Annotated in this window: 13 protein-coding genes and 1 pseudogene; 3 read left to right on the forward strand and 11 right to left on the reverse strand. The window is 40.2% G+C overall.

What is annotated here, in order from left to right; translation table 11 throughout:
• Positions 1–624: 624 nt before the first annotated feature.
• Complete coding sequence (gene leuS / locus A2G56_RS06050; protein ID WP_062710380.1) at positions 625–3,126, reverse strand: leucine--tRNA ligase; 2,502 nt, start codon at positions 3,124–3,126, stop codon at positions 625–627.
• 145 nt (positions 3,127–3,271) lie between these two features.
• On the opposite strand from leuS, the gene A2G56_RS06055 reads away from it, so the two are divergent.
• Positions 3,272–3,628, forward strand: coding sequence for a hypothetical protein (locus tag A2G56_RS06055; RefSeq protein ID WP_157761202.1), 357 nt, complete (start codon positions 3,272–3,274; stop codon positions 3,626–3,628).
• On the forward strand, positions 3,625–3,966 hold the full coding sequence (locus tag A2G56_RS06060) for a hypothetical protein (protein WP_062710386.1): 342 nt from the start codon (positions 3,625–3,627) through the stop codon (positions 3,964–3,966). The genes A2G56_RS06055 and A2G56_RS06060 overlap by 4 nt, the downstream gene beginning before the upstream one ends.
• 291 nt (positions 3,967–4,257) lie before the next feature.
• Here the strand turns inward: A2G56_RS06060 and A2G56_RS11070 are convergent, their stop codons facing one another.
• The 10 genes from A2G56_RS11070 to A2G56_RS06105 all read right to left on the reverse strand — a co-directional run bounded on the left by A2G56_RS11070 (position 4,258) and on the right by A2G56_RS06105 (position 13,288).
• Positions 4,258–4,389, reverse strand: coding sequence for a hypothetical protein (locus tag A2G56_RS11070; RefSeq protein ID WP_257721915.1), 132 nt, complete (start codon positions 4,387–4,389; stop codon positions 4,258–4,260).
• Positions 4,389–5,282 (reverse strand): ROK family protein, encoded by an 894-nt coding sequence (locus A2G56_RS06065; RefSeq protein WP_062710389.1) that lies wholly within the window; start codon positions 5,280–5,282, stop codon positions 4,389–4,391. Before A2G56_RS06065 ends, A2G56_RS11070 begins: the two co-directional genes overlap by 1 nt.
• 60 nt (positions 5,283–5,342) lie before the next feature.
• Positions 5,343–5,783 carry a NanQ anomerase/TabA/YiaL family protein gene (locus A2G56_RS06070; RefSeq protein ID WP_062710392.1) on the reverse strand — a complete coding sequence of 147 codons (441 nt, stop codon included), beginning with the start codon at positions 5,781–5,783 and terminating at the stop codon, positions 5,343–5,345.
• A 15-nt stretch (positions 5,784–5,798) separates the two neighbouring features.
• Positions 5,799–6,770 carry an acetylxylan esterase gene (locus tag A2G56_RS06075; protein WP_062710395.1) on the reverse strand — a complete coding sequence of 324 codons (972 nt, stop codon included), beginning with the start codon at positions 6,768–6,770 and terminating at the stop codon, positions 5,799–5,801.
• A gap of 14 nt (positions 6,771–6,784) precedes the next feature.
• On the reverse strand, positions 6,785–8,290 hold the full coding sequence (locus tag A2G56_RS06080) for a sodium:solute symporter family protein (protein ID WP_062710398.1): 1,506 nt from the start codon (positions 8,288–8,290) through the stop codon (positions 6,785–6,787).
• 16 nt (positions 8,291–8,306) lie between these two features.
• Positions 8,307–9,227: a dihydrodipicolinate synthase family protein gene (locus A2G56_RS06085; protein ID WP_062710400.1), complete on the reverse strand. Its 921-nt coding sequence runs from the start codon at positions 9,225–9,227 to the stop codon at positions 8,307–8,309.
• Positions 9,228–9,243: 16 nt separating this feature from the next.
• Positions 9,244–9,951 carry an N-acetylmannosamine-6-phosphate 2-epimerase gene (locus tag A2G56_RS06090; RefSeq protein ID WP_062710404.1) on the reverse strand — a complete coding sequence of 236 codons (708 nt, stop codon included), beginning with the start codon at positions 9,949–9,951 and terminating at the stop codon, positions 9,244–9,246.
• Entirely contained in the window at positions 9,951–10,778 is an 828-nt protein-coding gene (locus A2G56_RS06095) for a MurR/RpiR family transcriptional regulator (protein WP_062710406.1), read from the reverse strand. Before A2G56_RS06095 ends, A2G56_RS06090 begins: the two co-directional genes overlap by 1 nt.
• A gap of 161 nt (positions 10,779–10,939) precedes the next feature.
• The gene (gene mmuM, locus A2G56_RS06100; protein ID WP_062710409.1) at positions 10,940–11,899 is read right to left on the reverse strand and encodes a homocysteine S-methyltransferase; all 960 of its coding nucleotides are present in this window, start codon (positions 11,897–11,899) and stop codon (positions 10,940–10,942) included.
• A 12-nt stretch (positions 11,900–11,911) separates the two neighbouring features.
• Positions 11,912–13,288, reverse strand: coding sequence for an amino acid permease (locus tag A2G56_RS06105; protein ID WP_062710412.1), 1,377 nt, complete (start codon positions 13,286–13,288; stop codon positions 11,912–11,914).
• Positions 13,289–14,160: 872 nt separating this feature from the next.
• Between A2G56_RS06105 and A2G56_RS06110 the strand changes: the two are divergent.
• Positions 14,161–17,040: pseudogene (locus tag A2G56_RS06110) on the forward strand (S8 family serine peptidase); the annotation flags it as partial.
• Positions 17,041–17,086: the final 46 nt, after the last annotated feature.

Raw genomic sequence — 17,086 nt, forward strand, 5'->3', positions numbered from 1 at the left:
ATTAGAGCTTGTTCCTTTTTGTAATTAGCTTATATTACTAGTCTGTCCGGCCTAAGCCATTTAATCTACGGTGACATCTCATCAAAATAACTAGCCTAGTCACTTCATGAAGTAAGAAGCAATTATCAGAACCAACTAATGACAATCACAGCAGCTGCAAGTAATGACAGACTCTATTGCTTTCTTATCTTTAAAGGAATCGCAGCACTACATTCTCATTCAATGACTAGCCTACCAGGGAAGATTAGTTTGTTTGGCTAGAATGCTTAAAATTGTTCCTATACATTTGGAGCACTCTAGTTACAAAGGTTGCTGCGCCTTGTACTCGAAACAATCGTTTTAGCTCTAAAACAATTATTACTTCACGATGTGATAAAGACCTAATGGTAAAAATCAAAAGGTTTCCAAACCTCTACAGCACATTGTCATGACCCAGAACTATCATTTAAACTACCTACAAAACACGCCTCACTCTTAAAAGAATGAGGCGTGTTTTGTATGACGACTGCATCAAGATGCAACTTCTGTTCTGCTATATTGACTTCACACGAAGCGTAAGTCCTCTGGAAATCAAATCAATAAGAAAACGTGATGTTTCTGATCCAAAATGGTCAGATGAGTGGGTTATTTGATAACGATATTGACTAATTTATTCGGTACTGCTATCACTTTAAGGATGTCTTTATCTTGAAGTTCAGATTTGATTTTCTCATCTGCCATAGCTAGCGCTTCAAGTTCTTCACGGCTGGCATCTTTTGGAACGACTAGTTTAGCACGCACTTTGCCCTTGATTTGAACAACGATTTCAATTTCATTTTCAACCAGCTTGCTTTCATCCCATGTTGGCCAAGCGACATGAGAGATAGACTCACCAGATGCGGTTAAAACTTGCCACAATTCTTCACCTAAGTGTGGTGCAAATGGCGCAATCAACTGAACAAAACCTTTGGCATAATCTACGAAGAGTTTGTCTTCTTTATTTGCTGCATTAACAAAAATCATGAGTTGGGCGATAGCTGTGTTAAATTTAAGTTCCTCAATTTGCTCTGTCACTGATTTAACGGTTTCATGATAGACCTTGTCCAAAGCTCCGCTATTTTCCACAGACATTTCTTTAGTTGTCACAAGGCGATAAACACGGTCAAGGAATTTACGAGCCCCTTCCAAGCCTTCTTCAGACCAAGCGATAGAGGCGTCAAGTGGTCCCATAAACATTTCGTAAACACGAAGTGTGTCTGCTCCGTACTGCTCGACTACATCATCAGGATTAACAACATTTTTAAGTGACTTAGACATCTTAGCAGGTGCCTGTTCTAGTTCTTCTCCTGTTTCAATGTTAAAGAATGACCCATCGCGTTTTTCTACCTTATCTGTCGCAACAAGCGCTCCGCGACTATCTCGATAGCTGGTTCCCAAAATCATCCCTTGATTAAAGAGTTTTTGGAATGGCTCTTTAGTTGGAACAACTCCCAAGTCATAGAGGACCTTGTGCCAGAAGCGAGCATAGAGCAAGTGAAGAACAGCATGCTCAGCCCCACCAACATAAATATCAACTGGTAACCATTGTTTCAAAAGGTCTTCATCAGCCAATTTGTCATCATTGTGCGGATCAATATAACGGAGATAATACCAGCTTGAACCAGCCCATTGTGGCATGGTATTAGTTTCACGGCGACCTTTAACCCCATCTTCACGAGTTACTTCAAGCCAGTCAGTAATGTTAGCCAGTGGTGATTCGCCAGTTCCTGACGGACGGATGTCTTTAGTGACCGGAAGAACAAGCGGCAATTCACTTTCTGGAACTGCTGTTGAAGTACCGTCTTCCCAATGGATGATTGGGATAGGCTCACCCCAGTAACGCTGACGGCTAAAGAGCCAGTCACGCAAGCGGTAGTTCACTTGCTTCTTACCAAAATGATTTTCCTCAAGGAAGTCAACCATCTTATCAATAGCTTCTTCCTTGTTAAGGCCATCAAGAAATCCTGAATTGATGTGAAGGCCATCTTCGGTATAGGCTGCTTCTTCGACATTTCCACCTTCTAAAACGGGAATGATGTCAAGGTCGAATTGTTTCGCAAACGCCCAGTCACGCTCGTCATGGGCAGGCACAGCCATGATAGCACCAGTTCCGTAACTTGACAGAACATAGTCAGAAATCCAGATTGGGATTTCCTTACCATTGGCCGGATTGATAGCGTAAGCTCCGGTGAAGACACCCGTTTTTTCTTTGGCCAAATCCGTACGCGCTAAGTCTGATTTTAGACTAGCAGCACGTTTGTATTCAGCGATATCCTCAGCTTGCACCATTGAGGTAATGTCATCTACCAACTCATGTTCTGGTGCCATAACAGCGTAAGTGGCTCCAAAAAGAGTATCTGGACGTGTTGTAAAAACAGTAAATGTTTTATCGCTACCCTTGATCTTGAAAGTGACGTGAGCACCAGTTGACTTACCAATCCAATTGCGTTGCATGTCCTTGATGGATTCTGGCCAGTCAACCTCTTCCAAATCTTCTAAAAGACGTTCGGCGTAAGCTGTGATTTTGAGCATCCATTGGCGCATTGGTTTTCTAACCACCGGATAACCCCCACGCTCAGAAGTACCATCCGGTAAAACTTCTTCGTTGGCAATGGCTGTTCCAAGTTCTTCAACCCAGTTGACAGGAACTTCAGCTTCATAGGCTAGACCTTTTTCATAGAGTTTGGTAAAAATCCACTGGGTCCACTTGTAATAGTTTGGATCAGTCGTGTTAACTTCACGATCCCAATCGTAGGAAAATCCTAGCGCATTGATTTGGCGTTTAAAATTGGCAATGTTTTCTGCAGTAAATTCTGCGGGATCATTACCAGTATCCATCGCGTACTGCTCAGCAGGTAAACCAAAGGCATCCCAGCCCATAGGGTGAAGGACATTGTAACCTTGCGCACGCTTATAGCGACTCAAAATATCAGTCGCTGTATACCCCTCTGGATGTCCCACATGGAGCCCTGCTCCTGATGGGTAAGGAAACATATCAAGGGCGTAAAACTTGGGTTTTGACGCGTCAGTCCCTGTTTTAAAGGTATGATTTTTAGCCCAAAACTCTTGCCATTTGGGCTCGATTATTCCATGATTATAGGTACTCATAGCTATTTCACTCCAATTTTGTATGATGTTTCCATTATATCATGTTAAGAGCATTTTGGCGGTCTATCTCAGTTATAAAATTTAGAAAATCTTGATGATTATTATCGAAAGCGCTATACTAAAGAAAAAAAGCTGGAGTACTACTATGAAAAAGAATTTTGTTTACTACTGGCAGTCCTTTTGTATCGTCAATGCCATCCTCTGTCTGGCTACAGCCATTGTCAGTCTATTATATCCTGACCCTCTAACAATCTGGAAGGCTAGTACCATAGGCTACAGCTTTTGTCTGCCGCTTATCATTAGTCGCAAAATAGAACTCAAAAATCATTATCGGGCGATCATCGGTCTCTTTTTCATACTGGTTGTCGACCCTATTCTGGAAAAAGTGGTACCGATCAGGATGTATCCAAGCACGCCGCTGATTTTTCTTCTTAGCCTAATCTTTGGCTTACTCGCGATAGGCAATTACCTGTATCGTCAAAGAAAGGATGTGTCACAATGAAACAAGAATTTTGCTACTATTGGGAGGCTTTCTGCCTGATCAATGCTATCTTATGTGGAGCCCTTGCGCTGACATTGCTACTCTTTCCTGATATTGTTCCAACACTAGGCTTTTCTCAGGTCGCAAACTTCTTCACCTTTCCTCTTGTGGTCAACCATAAAATGAAGACTAAGCTACGCTATCGTTTTTTGATCGCTATGGCGTCAATCTTTATTTTGTCACCCATTTGGGACTACCTCGGAATAACACCGATTCCATTATCAGTGTTTCCTTTATGTGTAGCTAGTCTGCTCCTTGCCATACTGGCTCTTCTCAATCGTTTTCGTGGTAACTTCTGATTGTTGAACGCATTTACAGAGTTCATACAGCAACTGCGTACACATACTTTTTTATAGACTGCCTCCAGCACATACAGCCATAGAGTGTAATCATGGCTGTCCTTAGTGACCAGATAAAGACAACTCCCTTTTAAATCTATCCTAAACTGTTCTTCTAACCCCTAGCCTGTCAGCATTGTTTTCTATTAACTAAACAATAGCTAACGTTACGAAGCCATTGTTATCTACTCGTAAAATAACAAAATCACCTAAAACCATGGTTAATGAACCTTTGATTTTAGGTGATTTTTCTTACTCTGATAATAACAACTTATAATGATTAGTCCCTAACAGAGCTGACAAGACCAGCGCTTCAGCAACTGGCAAACCAATCAATGCACGTGATAAGCATCTTAGAAGATTGGTGACTACGACAGATAGCATCAATCCATCTGACCATGTTGTTGTAAGAACCAATAGACAGCTCCAATTCTTCCTGCTTCATTCCCTAATTTAGCAGCACTCACCTGATCAGGATAAAATTGTTCTGATTGCAAGCGTGACTTCAACTGGGCTTCAATATAGGGTAAAAGAATCTCGGAACGTTGGAAAATACCGCCACCTAGAATAATCCGTTCGGGATTTAGGGTATAAATCATAGGCAGTAGTCCCTGCGCCAAATAAGCACAGAAGGATTGAACGACCTGATAAGCCATCTCATCTCCTTCGTCGTAAGCTTTAAAAATAGTTTTACCAGAAGCATTTTTCAATTGCTTTAATTGACAATAGCTTTGCACAAGCGACGTTGTTGAGGCATAGTCTTGGAGCGTTTTGTCAGCTAAAGGTAAGTAGCCCACTTCTCCTGCTGTCTGGGAAAAACCACGCCAAACCTGACCATTTAAGAGAACAGCTCCTCCAACGCCTGTACCTATGGTTAAACATAAGCTACTGCTAGAATCACGCGCAGCACCTAACCACTGCTCTGCTAAGGCAGCACAGTTCACATCATTTTCCACCGAGCAAGGAAGGTCGAAGTTTGATTCCACCAAAGCTTTTAAAGCCGTTCCTGTATATTGTGGAATCGTTGGACCTGCATAAATCACTTCTCCCAAAGTAGCATCAATAACACCAGCGCTAGAAATTGCTACACCATCGAGATCAACTCCCATCGCTAAATAATCATTAATGAGCGTCACTAAAGCCTTACTGATGTCGTTAGTTTTTAGTGTTAGATTAACAGGCGTATCAATTTCTTTAAAGAGATTTTGAGCCTGGCCAGAATGATTATAAACATCACTTTTGATACTGGTACCTCCAATATCAATTCCCAATATCATGTTGACCTTACCTCCTTAGACGATTTCATTATCAGTTCACCAATCATAGGGCAAACACCATCAAGATATTTTTAATTTAAAGACAATCTTTCGGATAGTTTCTGACTCTCTTACTATTAAACCAGTTTTGTGGGCATCATTGGCATCTAAAATGAGCACATTCCCAGGTGATAAAACAAGTTCACTAGCTTGCTTACCGGTCATTTGCTGCCAATCGCCAGCTTCATCATAATCCCCTAACGTCATTTGTGTTAAAAAGTTATGGTAAATCCGTTCCTCTCCTGAAATAATGTAGTGAACATCATACTCGCGACGATGACTTTCCCAGACACGCTGATCTTCAGTTGTTGACTCATACTGAATCACATTAAAATAGAACTCATCATTGACAGTGTGCATCCCCGTCTCAAGGTCTGAGACATCTAAGTTAGACAAGACAGGTCGAATGATATCTAACAACTCATGCTTGTCGATTTTCTCGATTGTTTCGTAAAATTCCATCTGATAACTCCTATCTTATAGTTTAAAATCAATAGTCGTCTCCATCAACCAGTTAGCTACCATATCATTTAAGTGGACATTGACCGCATCATGACCGTATTCAGGAAGCAGAAAGTGTTCCTTTTCGGATTGGATACGGTTGTATATGGCATACTGCGTGGATGGGAAACAAACGTTATCATCTAAACAGGTCACAAATTTAACCGGGCACTCAATCAAGTGACTGAAATTTTTCACATCAATGTAGGACAAAGTCTTCAGTATCTTATCCTCAGTAGTATGGAAAGGATCATGAAACTTAAAATAGCGGAATAATTCGTCATACGCTTCACTGTGATTGCCTAACTCTAAAACACGTTTAAAATCACCTAAGAAAGGATAGATCGTCACACATTTTTTGATTTTATGATTCAAGGCTGCTGCAACAAGTGCCAAAGCACCTCCTTGAGAGCCACCAAAGCTGGATAAGTTTTGGGAATCAACGTCTTCAAAGTCAGCAACTATCTCAATCAAGCGATAAGTATCAAGATAAACGTCCTTATAAAAGAGACTATTTGGACCATCAATCATTCCACGAATAATCTGCCCCTTGACCGTATTGCCATTAAACACTGCGTTATCCAAGGAACGACCAGACTGACCACGGACATCCATCGCCACGATACCATATCCCATCGCAGCATAAGCAAAAAGGACTGACCAATCAGGGTTTTGTCCCATGTACCCATGGAAATGGAAAATCACAGGTATATTCTTCTTATTTTTAGGAAATACACAGCGTGCATAAATTTTTCCATGATTGCTTCCATCAAAGTACAAGTCAAAGCATCGAAGATTAGGGGTGTTAAATTCTTGTTCTTCAATAGTATAATCAGATAAGGTTGGCAAGGACTGGATAGCTTCTTGCCAAAACTGATCAAAGTCTTCAGGCACTTCTTGTCTGCCTCTATAAGTCTGCATATCAGACAACGACATCGTGTCTTTCATGTTACTATCCTTTCTTAATCTTCTTTTGAATCGCTTGTTAACGTGTGGATGGTTAAATTATTAAGATCATTCGTTTGTTTGAACAAAAGACTAAAGAGATAACCAAATACTACCGTTGCCAGTAAGGCAAGTACAGCTACTAAAAGTGCTGACATGTTAGCATTGTTTGCTAGGAAACTAAGAATCACACTTGTGACAAATCCTAATAAAGCACCTCTTGCATTGGCTTTTGTCGTAAAGATACCTAGCACAAATAAACCAACAACCGGAACCCCAAACATTCCTGACACGGCTAAGAAAATATCCCATGTTGAAGAAGAATTACCAGCAATGAAATAAAGTGTAATGAGAGTACTTAAACTTCCTGAGATGATGATAACCCAACGAGCCAACCAAACATCCGAAATAGCTTTGAAGGATTTGTTAAAGAAACGTTGCTTAAAGTCAACCACAAAACAAGAGGAAATAGCATTGAGACTAGATGAAATCGTTGATTGAGCTGCTGCAAAAATAGCCGCAATAACCAAACCAGCTAGACCTGCAGGAAGCTGTGTGATGATAAAGTAAGGGACGATAGCACTAGTGTTAAAGCCCTCTGGAAGTGACCCTGTATGAGTATAAAAGCTAAATAAAACAGTACCCATTCCAAAGAAAAGAGGAATGGCAGAAAGCGATAGCCAACCTGACATCCATAAAGACTTAACAGCCTCTTTAATAGATTTTGTTGTCAAAAATCTTTGAACAACATCTTGACTTCCAGCATATTGATACAAGGTATTTGCAAACTGACCGATAAAAATAAGCGGAATAAAGTTTGCTAGGTCTGATGCGTTGAAGTTTTTACCAACTGAAATGAACTTATGATGTTCTACGGTGTCACTCAACAGTGTGCCAAAACCACCATCAACCTTGCTAATACCTATAACAACAACCAAGAAAGCGCCTGCTAGTAAGATAATTGCTTGAATCGCATCACTCCAAATAACCCCTTCGATACCTCCTAAGAAGGTGTAAATAATACATAATAATCCGACAATGGCTGCAATTAAAAAGGGATTAATATCTGTTACAGAAGTAACAGCAAGAACAGGTAAATAGATAACAACCGCCATGCGACCAAGGTGATAGATAATGAAGAGAAAACTACTCATCGCACGCAAGGTGACACTAAACCGTGATTCCAGATATTCATAGGCTGTTGTGACATTTAGTCGTCTGAAAAATGGGATAAAATATTTGGCCATTAACGGAATAATCAAAAAGATGGTTAAGGTTCCAACAGCATATGACCAGTCTGTTAAAAAGGAGCGTTCTGGGACAGCCATGAAGGTAATAGAGCTCAAGGTCGTCGCATAAACACTTAGTCCTGCCGCCCAAGAAGGTACTTTTCCATTGGCTTTAAAGAAAGCGTCTGTACTCTCACTTGATTTTTTAGTGAAGTAAGCACCCACTAAAAGCATTACTCCTAGATAGACGATAACCATGAACCAGTTCAAGGCTCCAAACGATGCTTTATCCATATTCTTTCTACCTCATCTATTCTTTAAATGCTGACCGTGCATCGTTAATCATCTGCGCGGCTTCTTTTGCAATTTCGATATCCTTTTCTGAAAGCTCTTCGAGCGGTCTACGAACAGAACCTAAATCAAGATTTTCATTGAGACGTAGCACTTCCTTGATAACGGCGTAAAGGTTGGCACGACCTGAGACCATCTTGTAAATAATGCTATTGATGCTGTATTGTAACTCTTTTGCTTTTTCAAGCTCTTTCTCAGCAATTAAATCATTGAGTTTCAAGAAAAGATCTGGCATAACGCCATAAGTACCACCGATACCTGCTTCTGCCCCCATGAGACGGCCGCCTAAAAACTGCTCATCTGGTCCATTGAAAACAATGTAATCTGAACCACCATCAGCAACAAACAGTTGAATATCTTGGACAGGCATTGACGAATTTTTAACCCCTATCACGCGCGGATTCTGACGCATTTCAGCATACAAACTGCTAGTCAAGGCCACACCGGCTAGTTGTGGAATGTTGTAAATGATAAAATCAGTATTTGGAGCAGCCTTGCTGATGTCATTCCAGTAAGCAGCTATCGAATATTCAGGTAACTTAAAGTAAATCGGTGGAATCGCTGCAATAGCATCAACACCTAAGGCTTCTGAATGCTCAGCCAACTCAATACTATCGCGAGTATTATTGCAAGCAACGTGGTTAATGACAGTCAACTTCCCTTTCGCAACTTCCATAACAGCTTCAATCACTTGTTTTCGATCTGAGACGCTTTGATAGATACATTCTCCAGAAGAACCATTAACATAAATCCCCTTAACACCTTTATCAATATGATATTGGACTAATGCTTTCACACGTTCTGGACTAATGTCGCCGTTATCATCATAGCAAGCGTAAAATGCGGGAATAATACCTTTATATTTGTCTAAATGTGTCATTATAAACTCCTTTTTTCTAAAAATCCTTTGCTGCTTCAATAAATGGTTTCGCAATAATCAGTGGTCTGGTGATAGCCGAGCCAACAACAACGCTATCAACACCTAATTGCAAAACACGTTTCACTTTATCTGGAGTGTTGATATTTCCCTCAGCAATAATAGGGGCATCCACCATAGCTCTAGCTTGGCGAATCAAATCAAAATCATCACTCTCAATAACCAATTGTTGACTCTGTTTCGTATAACCAACTAAAGTGGTTCCTACAAAGTCAAAACCTAGCTGATCTGCTGTAAGCATTTCAGTTAGGGTAGAGCAGTCTGCCATTAGCAACTGATCGGGGTAGGCTTGTTTGATCTCTTTGACAAATGCTTCTAGTGACTGTCCACCAGGACGAGTTGAGCTCGTTGCATCAACAGCAATAATATCAACACCAACTGCAACCAAAGAAGCTACCTCATCCAATGTAGGCGTGATAAAGGCTTCTGCATCGCCATAATCTTTCTTAATAATCCCAATAATCGGCAGATCTACGGCTTGCTTAATCTCCGTAATATCTCTCACGCTGTTAGCACGGATACCGACAGCGCCAGCTTCTTGCGCTGCCTTTGCAAAAAGTGGCATAACCCCTCCTTTTTCTGAGTACATTGGCTCTCCAGGCAAGGCTTGGCAAGAAACAATCACACCTCCTCTAATTTTCTCCAAGATGTCTTGTGCGCTCTGCATTACATTTCCTCCTTATCAATAATCGTTTGTTGATAGCGCTCTTGTTTTTGCTGAACATCAATATCAAGGTAATAGGCAAATAAGCAATCAATCACTAGCAACAATGGAAACTGTGGTGAAATCCGGTTACCATAAGCGAGATTGTCTGTTGACGCTAAGAGAATCAACTCATCCCACGGAGAATCTTGACCAGCTTCTTTTTGTGTTGTTAATAAAATGGTCTTAGCACCCCTATCCTTAACACGAAGTAAAGCGTCAATAACCGCTTTCGTTTTCCCAGAAATTGATGCACCAATCACCAAACAAGTCTCATCTGCTAGCATACTCGCCCAAAGCAACTCATCATTGTCTGTCACAATATCGCAAATCAAGCCCAGTCGCATAAACCGCATCTTCATTTCTCTAAGAGCCTGACCTGAGCTCCCTTTCCCATAAAGATAAATACGCTTGGCATTTTCAATAAGACCCGTCACCCTAGCTAATTGGCTTTCATCCAAAATCGAATAGGTTTTTTGCAAGAGCTGATCGTAATCGGCTAAAACTCTTTTGGTCACATCCCTTTTTAAAATCAAAGAAGCGCTGTCAACAGCTTCTTGTGATTCCTGATAGGAAAACACAAATTCCCGATAACCAGCAAAACCACACTTTTGAGCAAAGCGTGTCAAACTCGCCTTTGACACATGTAGTTGCTGGCAGATATTGATGGCCGACAAGTCCTCGAGATTCTGCCCAGCGATAAAGTATTGGGCAATGGTTTGTTCGGTTGACGTCATTGAGTCTAGATAAGATTCAATCAAAGGAATCACATTTTTGGTTAGATTTGCCATTTACTTACCTCACGTCATAAAGTATAGCGCTTACAGAATATTATTTCAACAAAATAAAAGAAATAGAAACTAGTTTCTATTTCTTTTTATCATAGCCTTCACGTAACCAGAAAATTAAAACTAATTTCACTAGCTAGTCCTTACGGTATCATCTTCTAGTTTTAGCTAAGGGATAAACTATCTCTAAGCTTCTTAATATCACCTGGCCTGGTCCGGCAACACCCTCCAACTAGAGTTAGCTGCTCAAACATTTCTTGCCATTTTTTATGGTAAGAAGCTACCTCATGCGTTACTGAGTCACTCGCATGCCAAGTTTGCGTATCCCCATGGTAAACTTCGCCCGAGTTTGGATAGGCCACAAGAGGCAAGGAAGTTAAACCAACTAACTGACTTAGGACTTTTTCGCAGATCTCAGGAGAGCTGCAATTCACTCCTAGCGCTACGATTTGCGGGCAACCTTGAACAAGTGCGACTAACTCTTCTAGACCCGTCCCGTCTGATAAGCTAGCACCATCTTGTGAGGTGATACTGATATAAGCTTCCGCTTCTGGAAATTCTTCTGATAGCAGTTCTGTCAGTGCTTTGATTTCCAAAATATTAGGCATGGTTTCTAAAGCTAGTAAATCCACTCCTTCTGTTAAAAACAAAGCAATCCGAGAACGATGAAAATCCTTCAATATTTCCTTGCTGACCTGTCCATACTCTCCTGTGTATTCGGACCCATCCGCTAAATAGGCGGCATAAGGACCAACATCACCAGAGATTAATGGATAAACACGTGTGCGTTTTAGCTTTTCATCGATCTTGTCCCAAGCTTGTTTTCGAGCTGTTTTTGCCAATTCAACGCTCTTAATAATCAAGGCTTCTGCCTCTTGTTTGGAAATACCAACTCCCTGCAAGCTGGATAGACTAGCCTGATAAGTAGAGGTTGTTATAATATCAGCACCAGCCAAAACATAGGCTTCATGAATGGTTGTAATAGCATCTGAATCGTTAATCAAATACTTTGCCGACCACAACTCTCCACTAATATCATAGCCTCTAGCCTCTAACTCCGTTCCTAAAGCTCCATGCAAGATAACAACACTTTTTTGAGCTAATAATTCTTTAAACTGTCCCATTAAATAATCCTCCTACCAAGTTTTAAATTTCCATCTGTGGTAGCCATAACAAGCCAACATAAACGGAATCCCAAAATATAAGCCCGGTCTTTGCGCCTCATCCCAAGCAATACCAATGACTGAAACCACCAACAAGCCAATCGTTAGCCACGGCAAACCAGGGGACAAAGGAGTGCGATAAGATAACTCTGACAAAGAGTGCTCCTTCAAGAACGCTTTTCTAAAGCGTATCTGCGCTAGGGGAATAGACAGCCAAGTCACAACCACTGCAAAACCTGCAATGGATACTAGAGCTAAAAAGACTGTATCGGCAGCATAGACACTGGCAACTAAGGCAATCACTACACCTACCATAGAAAGCCACATCGCTCGCATCGGAACCCCATGTTTATTGATACGAACGACATTTTTGGAAATCATCCCCTCATTAGCTAGAGACCAAAGCATACGACTGGAAGCATAAAGACCAGAAGTTGATGCTGATAAAATGGCTGATAGGATAATCACATTCATGATATCGGCTGCGTAAGGGATGCCAATCTTATCTAAAACAAGAACAAAAGGTGCTTCTGTCACACCAGCTTCAGACATGGGTAATAGCGAAGCTAAGACCAACATTGTGAGAACAAAGAAAATAACTAATAAACCAATAGTAGACTTGATAGCCTTGGGTACCGCTTCTTTGGGATTATCCGTTTCACCAGCAGCAATACCAATCATTTCAACCCCAGAGAACGCATAATTAACCGATAACATAACAGAAACCAAACCAACTAAACCATTTGGTAAGAGGCCGTCTGTAACGACGTTTTCAAAAAGCGGCGCTGATGAATGCCCCTCAAATGGTAAAATGCCAAAAATCGCCAGTAAGCCTAAAATAATGAAAATCAAGATAGCATAAGCTTTAATACTGGAAAAATAGGTCTCCGCTTTGGCAAACCACCCCACACTTAGCATGTTTAAGCCAAAAACAAGGATAGCAAACAGGGTCGCAAATACCCAGATAGGAACTTCTGGGAACCAGCGTTGTGCCAACAGAGCTGCTCCAACAAATTGCGATGCTAGAGCCACAACCCAGCAAAGCCAATACATCCAAGCTACCATAAACCCTGTTCCAGGACTGATAAACTTAGTGGCATAGGTGTGAAAGGACCCTGTGACTGGCATGGCTACGGCTAATTCTCCCAGTGAAAACATCACCAAATACACCATAACACCGCCAAACAAATAAGAGAAGATTGCTCCGAATGGACCCGCCTGAGCAATCGTATAACCAGAACTTAAAAACAAACCTGTTCCAATCACCCCTCCTATCGAAAGCATCTGAAGGTGACGACTGGTCATCTCTCGCTTGTACTGCCCCTCATTTTCAAATTGATGATTATCCATCCTCATCCGTTCTCCTTTAACTCTTTTTAACGATTAAAGCCCTTGACTAAAATTGACAGACATTTTTATCGTACTTAAGATACTAACATGAATCTCTTTTTCTGAAACATAGTTATTTTTTAAAAAAGGTTATAGCATGAACCTATAACACCTACTTTTTTATTAGCATTAAGCCTTTATCTAAAATAACACCTCCATAAATGACCTTGACTCCTTGTCGACACTTAGGCATTTTTGATAGCTAATAACATAAAAAATGTCAATATCCGTTGACATATTGAATCGTGTTACTCCTATTTTTTACGATGTAAAAGGTTCTAAGTAGTTATCTCTAAACGAATTTTCTCACCATTTTCATTGGCAATATCAAGATCATTTTTGGTGTTCCTGTAACAATTAGTAACCCCTCAGTTTTTGATTCTGTCAGCTTAGCCATTCTTGTGAAGGCGAAAACTGACTTGGTCTACACCTCCTTTATCTAAATTTAGTCTTTCTGATACATAACTTTTAACATCAGAACTTAATATTTTTAATTATTTTAATTTATATATAATTATGAATAATTCGAGTAAATATAGATAATATTATTCAAAAAAGCACACACTTATCTTCTTCAACAGACTCTCAAAAAAACACCAAATACATTGATTATGACAACTATACCCGCACAAAGGCATAACTAATAATCATTCATTTATTTTTGTTAGATTGAACAATTCAATTATTTATTATACAATGTTACGTAGGATATACCGGCTTATTTCCGTAACTATATAAAAAATATTAGATATAATTTGGAGGATAATGTGAAAAAAACAACCGCAAAAAAACAGTTAGCTGCTGTAGCCTTAATAACGGCAAGTACACTGATGATGTACGCTCAACAAGTAGAAGCTCAAGAGGAAACGTCTCTTAACACGTCAACGGAAACGCCCGTAAACACTGAAATAGAGAAAGACCAGACTCCATTAGCGACCAACCAGCTTGAAACGTTGCCAGAAAGTGCTTCTTCAGAATCAGAAACATCTTCTCAAAACCCAGAAACAACTCTTGATTCCGAGTTAGACAGCACTAATGTCACAAAAATTTGGGAAGAGAGTCAGCAAGGAGCAGGTACCGTAACAGCAGTCCTTGATAGTGAACTAAACAGTAAGCACGAGGTTTTCTCAAACACAGCTCTTAAAACACCCAAAATAGCAAAAGAAGAAGATTTAAACCAATTGAAAAATGAGGCAAACATTGATTATGGTAAGTGGATTTCACCTAAAATTATTTTTGCCCATAATTATCTTAAAAAAAATGATGATCTCGCAGGGACAGACACGCATGGAAGCCATGTATCTGGTATTGCCGTAGGAGAAAGCGCACAACCTATGGACAATGGATTGAAAATGACCGGTGTCGCTCCTCAATCTCAACTCATTTTTATGAAGGTCATTGGAGGCGCTGATGAATTAAGAGCCAAGGCTATTATCGATGCCATCCATTTAGGTGCTGATAGCGTCAACATGAGTTATGGGAAAGGCGCAGATTCTAAAAATCATCTGCACCCTGATATGGTTAAAGCAATCCAATTAGCAAAAGATAAGGGCGTTTTCTTAATTGCAAGTGCGGGCAATGATCGTGCTTTTGGGGATATTTCAAAAAAACCTCTAGCAACAAATCCTGACTTTGGAGTTGTCGCAGCTCCAGGATTATCAGAAGATGTCATCAGTGTAGCGGCTTATCAGAACCCTTATATATACAGCGAATACTTAACAACATCAACACATCAAAAAATAGCCCTTTCAACCAGTCAAGGTTTACTTACTGAATTTGATAAAACAAGACAATACCAGTTCGTTGATGCTAAATTTGGAAGAGAAGAAGATTTTAAAGCCATTGATGTCAAAGATAAGATTGTTTTAATTCAGCGTGGAGAGATTGATTTTGCTGATAAAATTACTAATGCTATCACAAATGGAGCCGCAGGGATTCTCATTTATAATGATAAGGCAGGAGAGAATCTAACATTACCATTGCCTAAAAATCTTGCTAAAATACCTTCTGGCTTTATTAGTCAAGAAGATGGGCAAGCTCTATTAAAGAATACAAATCAGACATTATCATTCCCTAAGCAATATCAGGTTTTCAAAAATCCTGGTGGTAATCAAATCAGCGGCTTCTCTAGTTGGGGACTTACTGCGGATGGTCATTTAAAGCCAGATGTTGCAGCACCAGGAGGATTCACCCACTCAGCTTCTTTCAAAGGAACTAAGGGTTATGAGTTGATTAACGGAACTAGTGCCGCAGCTCCCCATGTTGCTGGCTTAGTCAATCTTTTAAAACCTATCTACCAAAAACGTTTTCCAAATAAAACACCTAAAGAATTAGCAATTCTCATAAAGCAGATTATGATGAGTTCAGCAACTGCTATTTTTAATGAACAAGAAAATGCCTATGTTTCACCGCGACAACAAGGGGCAGGGCTCGTAGATGCCAAAAAAGCTGCTTCTGCTACTGCTTATGTAACAGATCAGAACAATAACAGTAAAATCCATCTTGGCGATGTAACAGATACATTTCATTTAGTGGCAAAAATTCACAATTTCAGTTCCTCTCCTACTAAATTTTATTATACGGCACATGTAGGAACAGATAAGGTTGAGAACCAACACTTTGCACTAGCGCCGAGACATTTGTTATCAACTGAACTTAAAACAGTTGTTGTTCCAGCTAATACAACACTAGACATTAGTATACCAATTAATGTGGCTCAATTTCATGAACAACTAAGTAAACTGATGCCTAACGGCTACTTTTTGGAAGGTTTTGTGCGCTTTATGACGTCTCCAAATCATTCTGAAGTGATGAGCATTCCTTTCATTGGTTTTCGCGGATCAGGTAAGTTTGCTGATTTAAACGCCATAGAAAAATCTATCTATGAAACCCCAAGTAAAACATTTTATTATGAACGCCCTAAACATTTGCAAGATGGGGAATTTGAGGTAAATGACTTCAAAGAATTTAACTCACAAAATTTCACAGCTCTCCTTAGCCAATATGGATCATGGGGATATCTACAAGAATCTAAACGTCCAGGTTTCGTTGAAGAAGAAGCCTCAGAATTTCGCTCAACTACTGTTTTAGGTACTTATGATAAAACTGGTACTGAAAATATCAAAACATTAGTCTTCAAAGATGGAAAACCTTACTTAGCGCTTTCACCAAATGGAGATGGTATTATGGATACCGTTGAGTTTAGAGGAACACTGTTACGAAATGTAAAAGATTTAAAAGCCAAGGTCTATCGACAATCTGACCTTACAAATGCGATTTGGGAAAGCCCAGAATCCTCAACAGCTGATAAACATTACAGTGAATCACTAGAAAAGTCGGGGCCTGCCACTACCTTTGAAAAGACTAGATGGGACGGAAAAGATCAACATGGTCGCTATGTTGGTGATGGTCACTATATCTACCGTATCGTATTTACTCCTATCTCCGAGGGAGCAAAAGAACAACATATGGATTTTGATTTGACACTCAAGACTACTCCGCCTGCACTACCCTCATCAGCAAGCTATGATCACACTTCTCGGCTTGTCAGAGTAGCATCTACTCAACCCTCAAAAACTAACGCTTCTATTTTTCGAACACGTTTAGCTTATACTGATATGGAAGAGGGCTTCCCAATTACTCGCTATATAGAACCTCATCAGGACGGGACTTTTAGCGTTCCAAAGACTTTCCTTAACGAATCTGAAGAAGTCACCGAACTGACACCAGAGCAACTAACTTATGTCGCTGAAGATTTCG

This window comes from Streptococcus halotolerans, from assembly GCF_001598035.1.
GTDB lineage: Bacteria > Bacillota > Bacilli > Lactobacillales > Streptococcaceae > Streptococcus > Streptococcus halotolerans.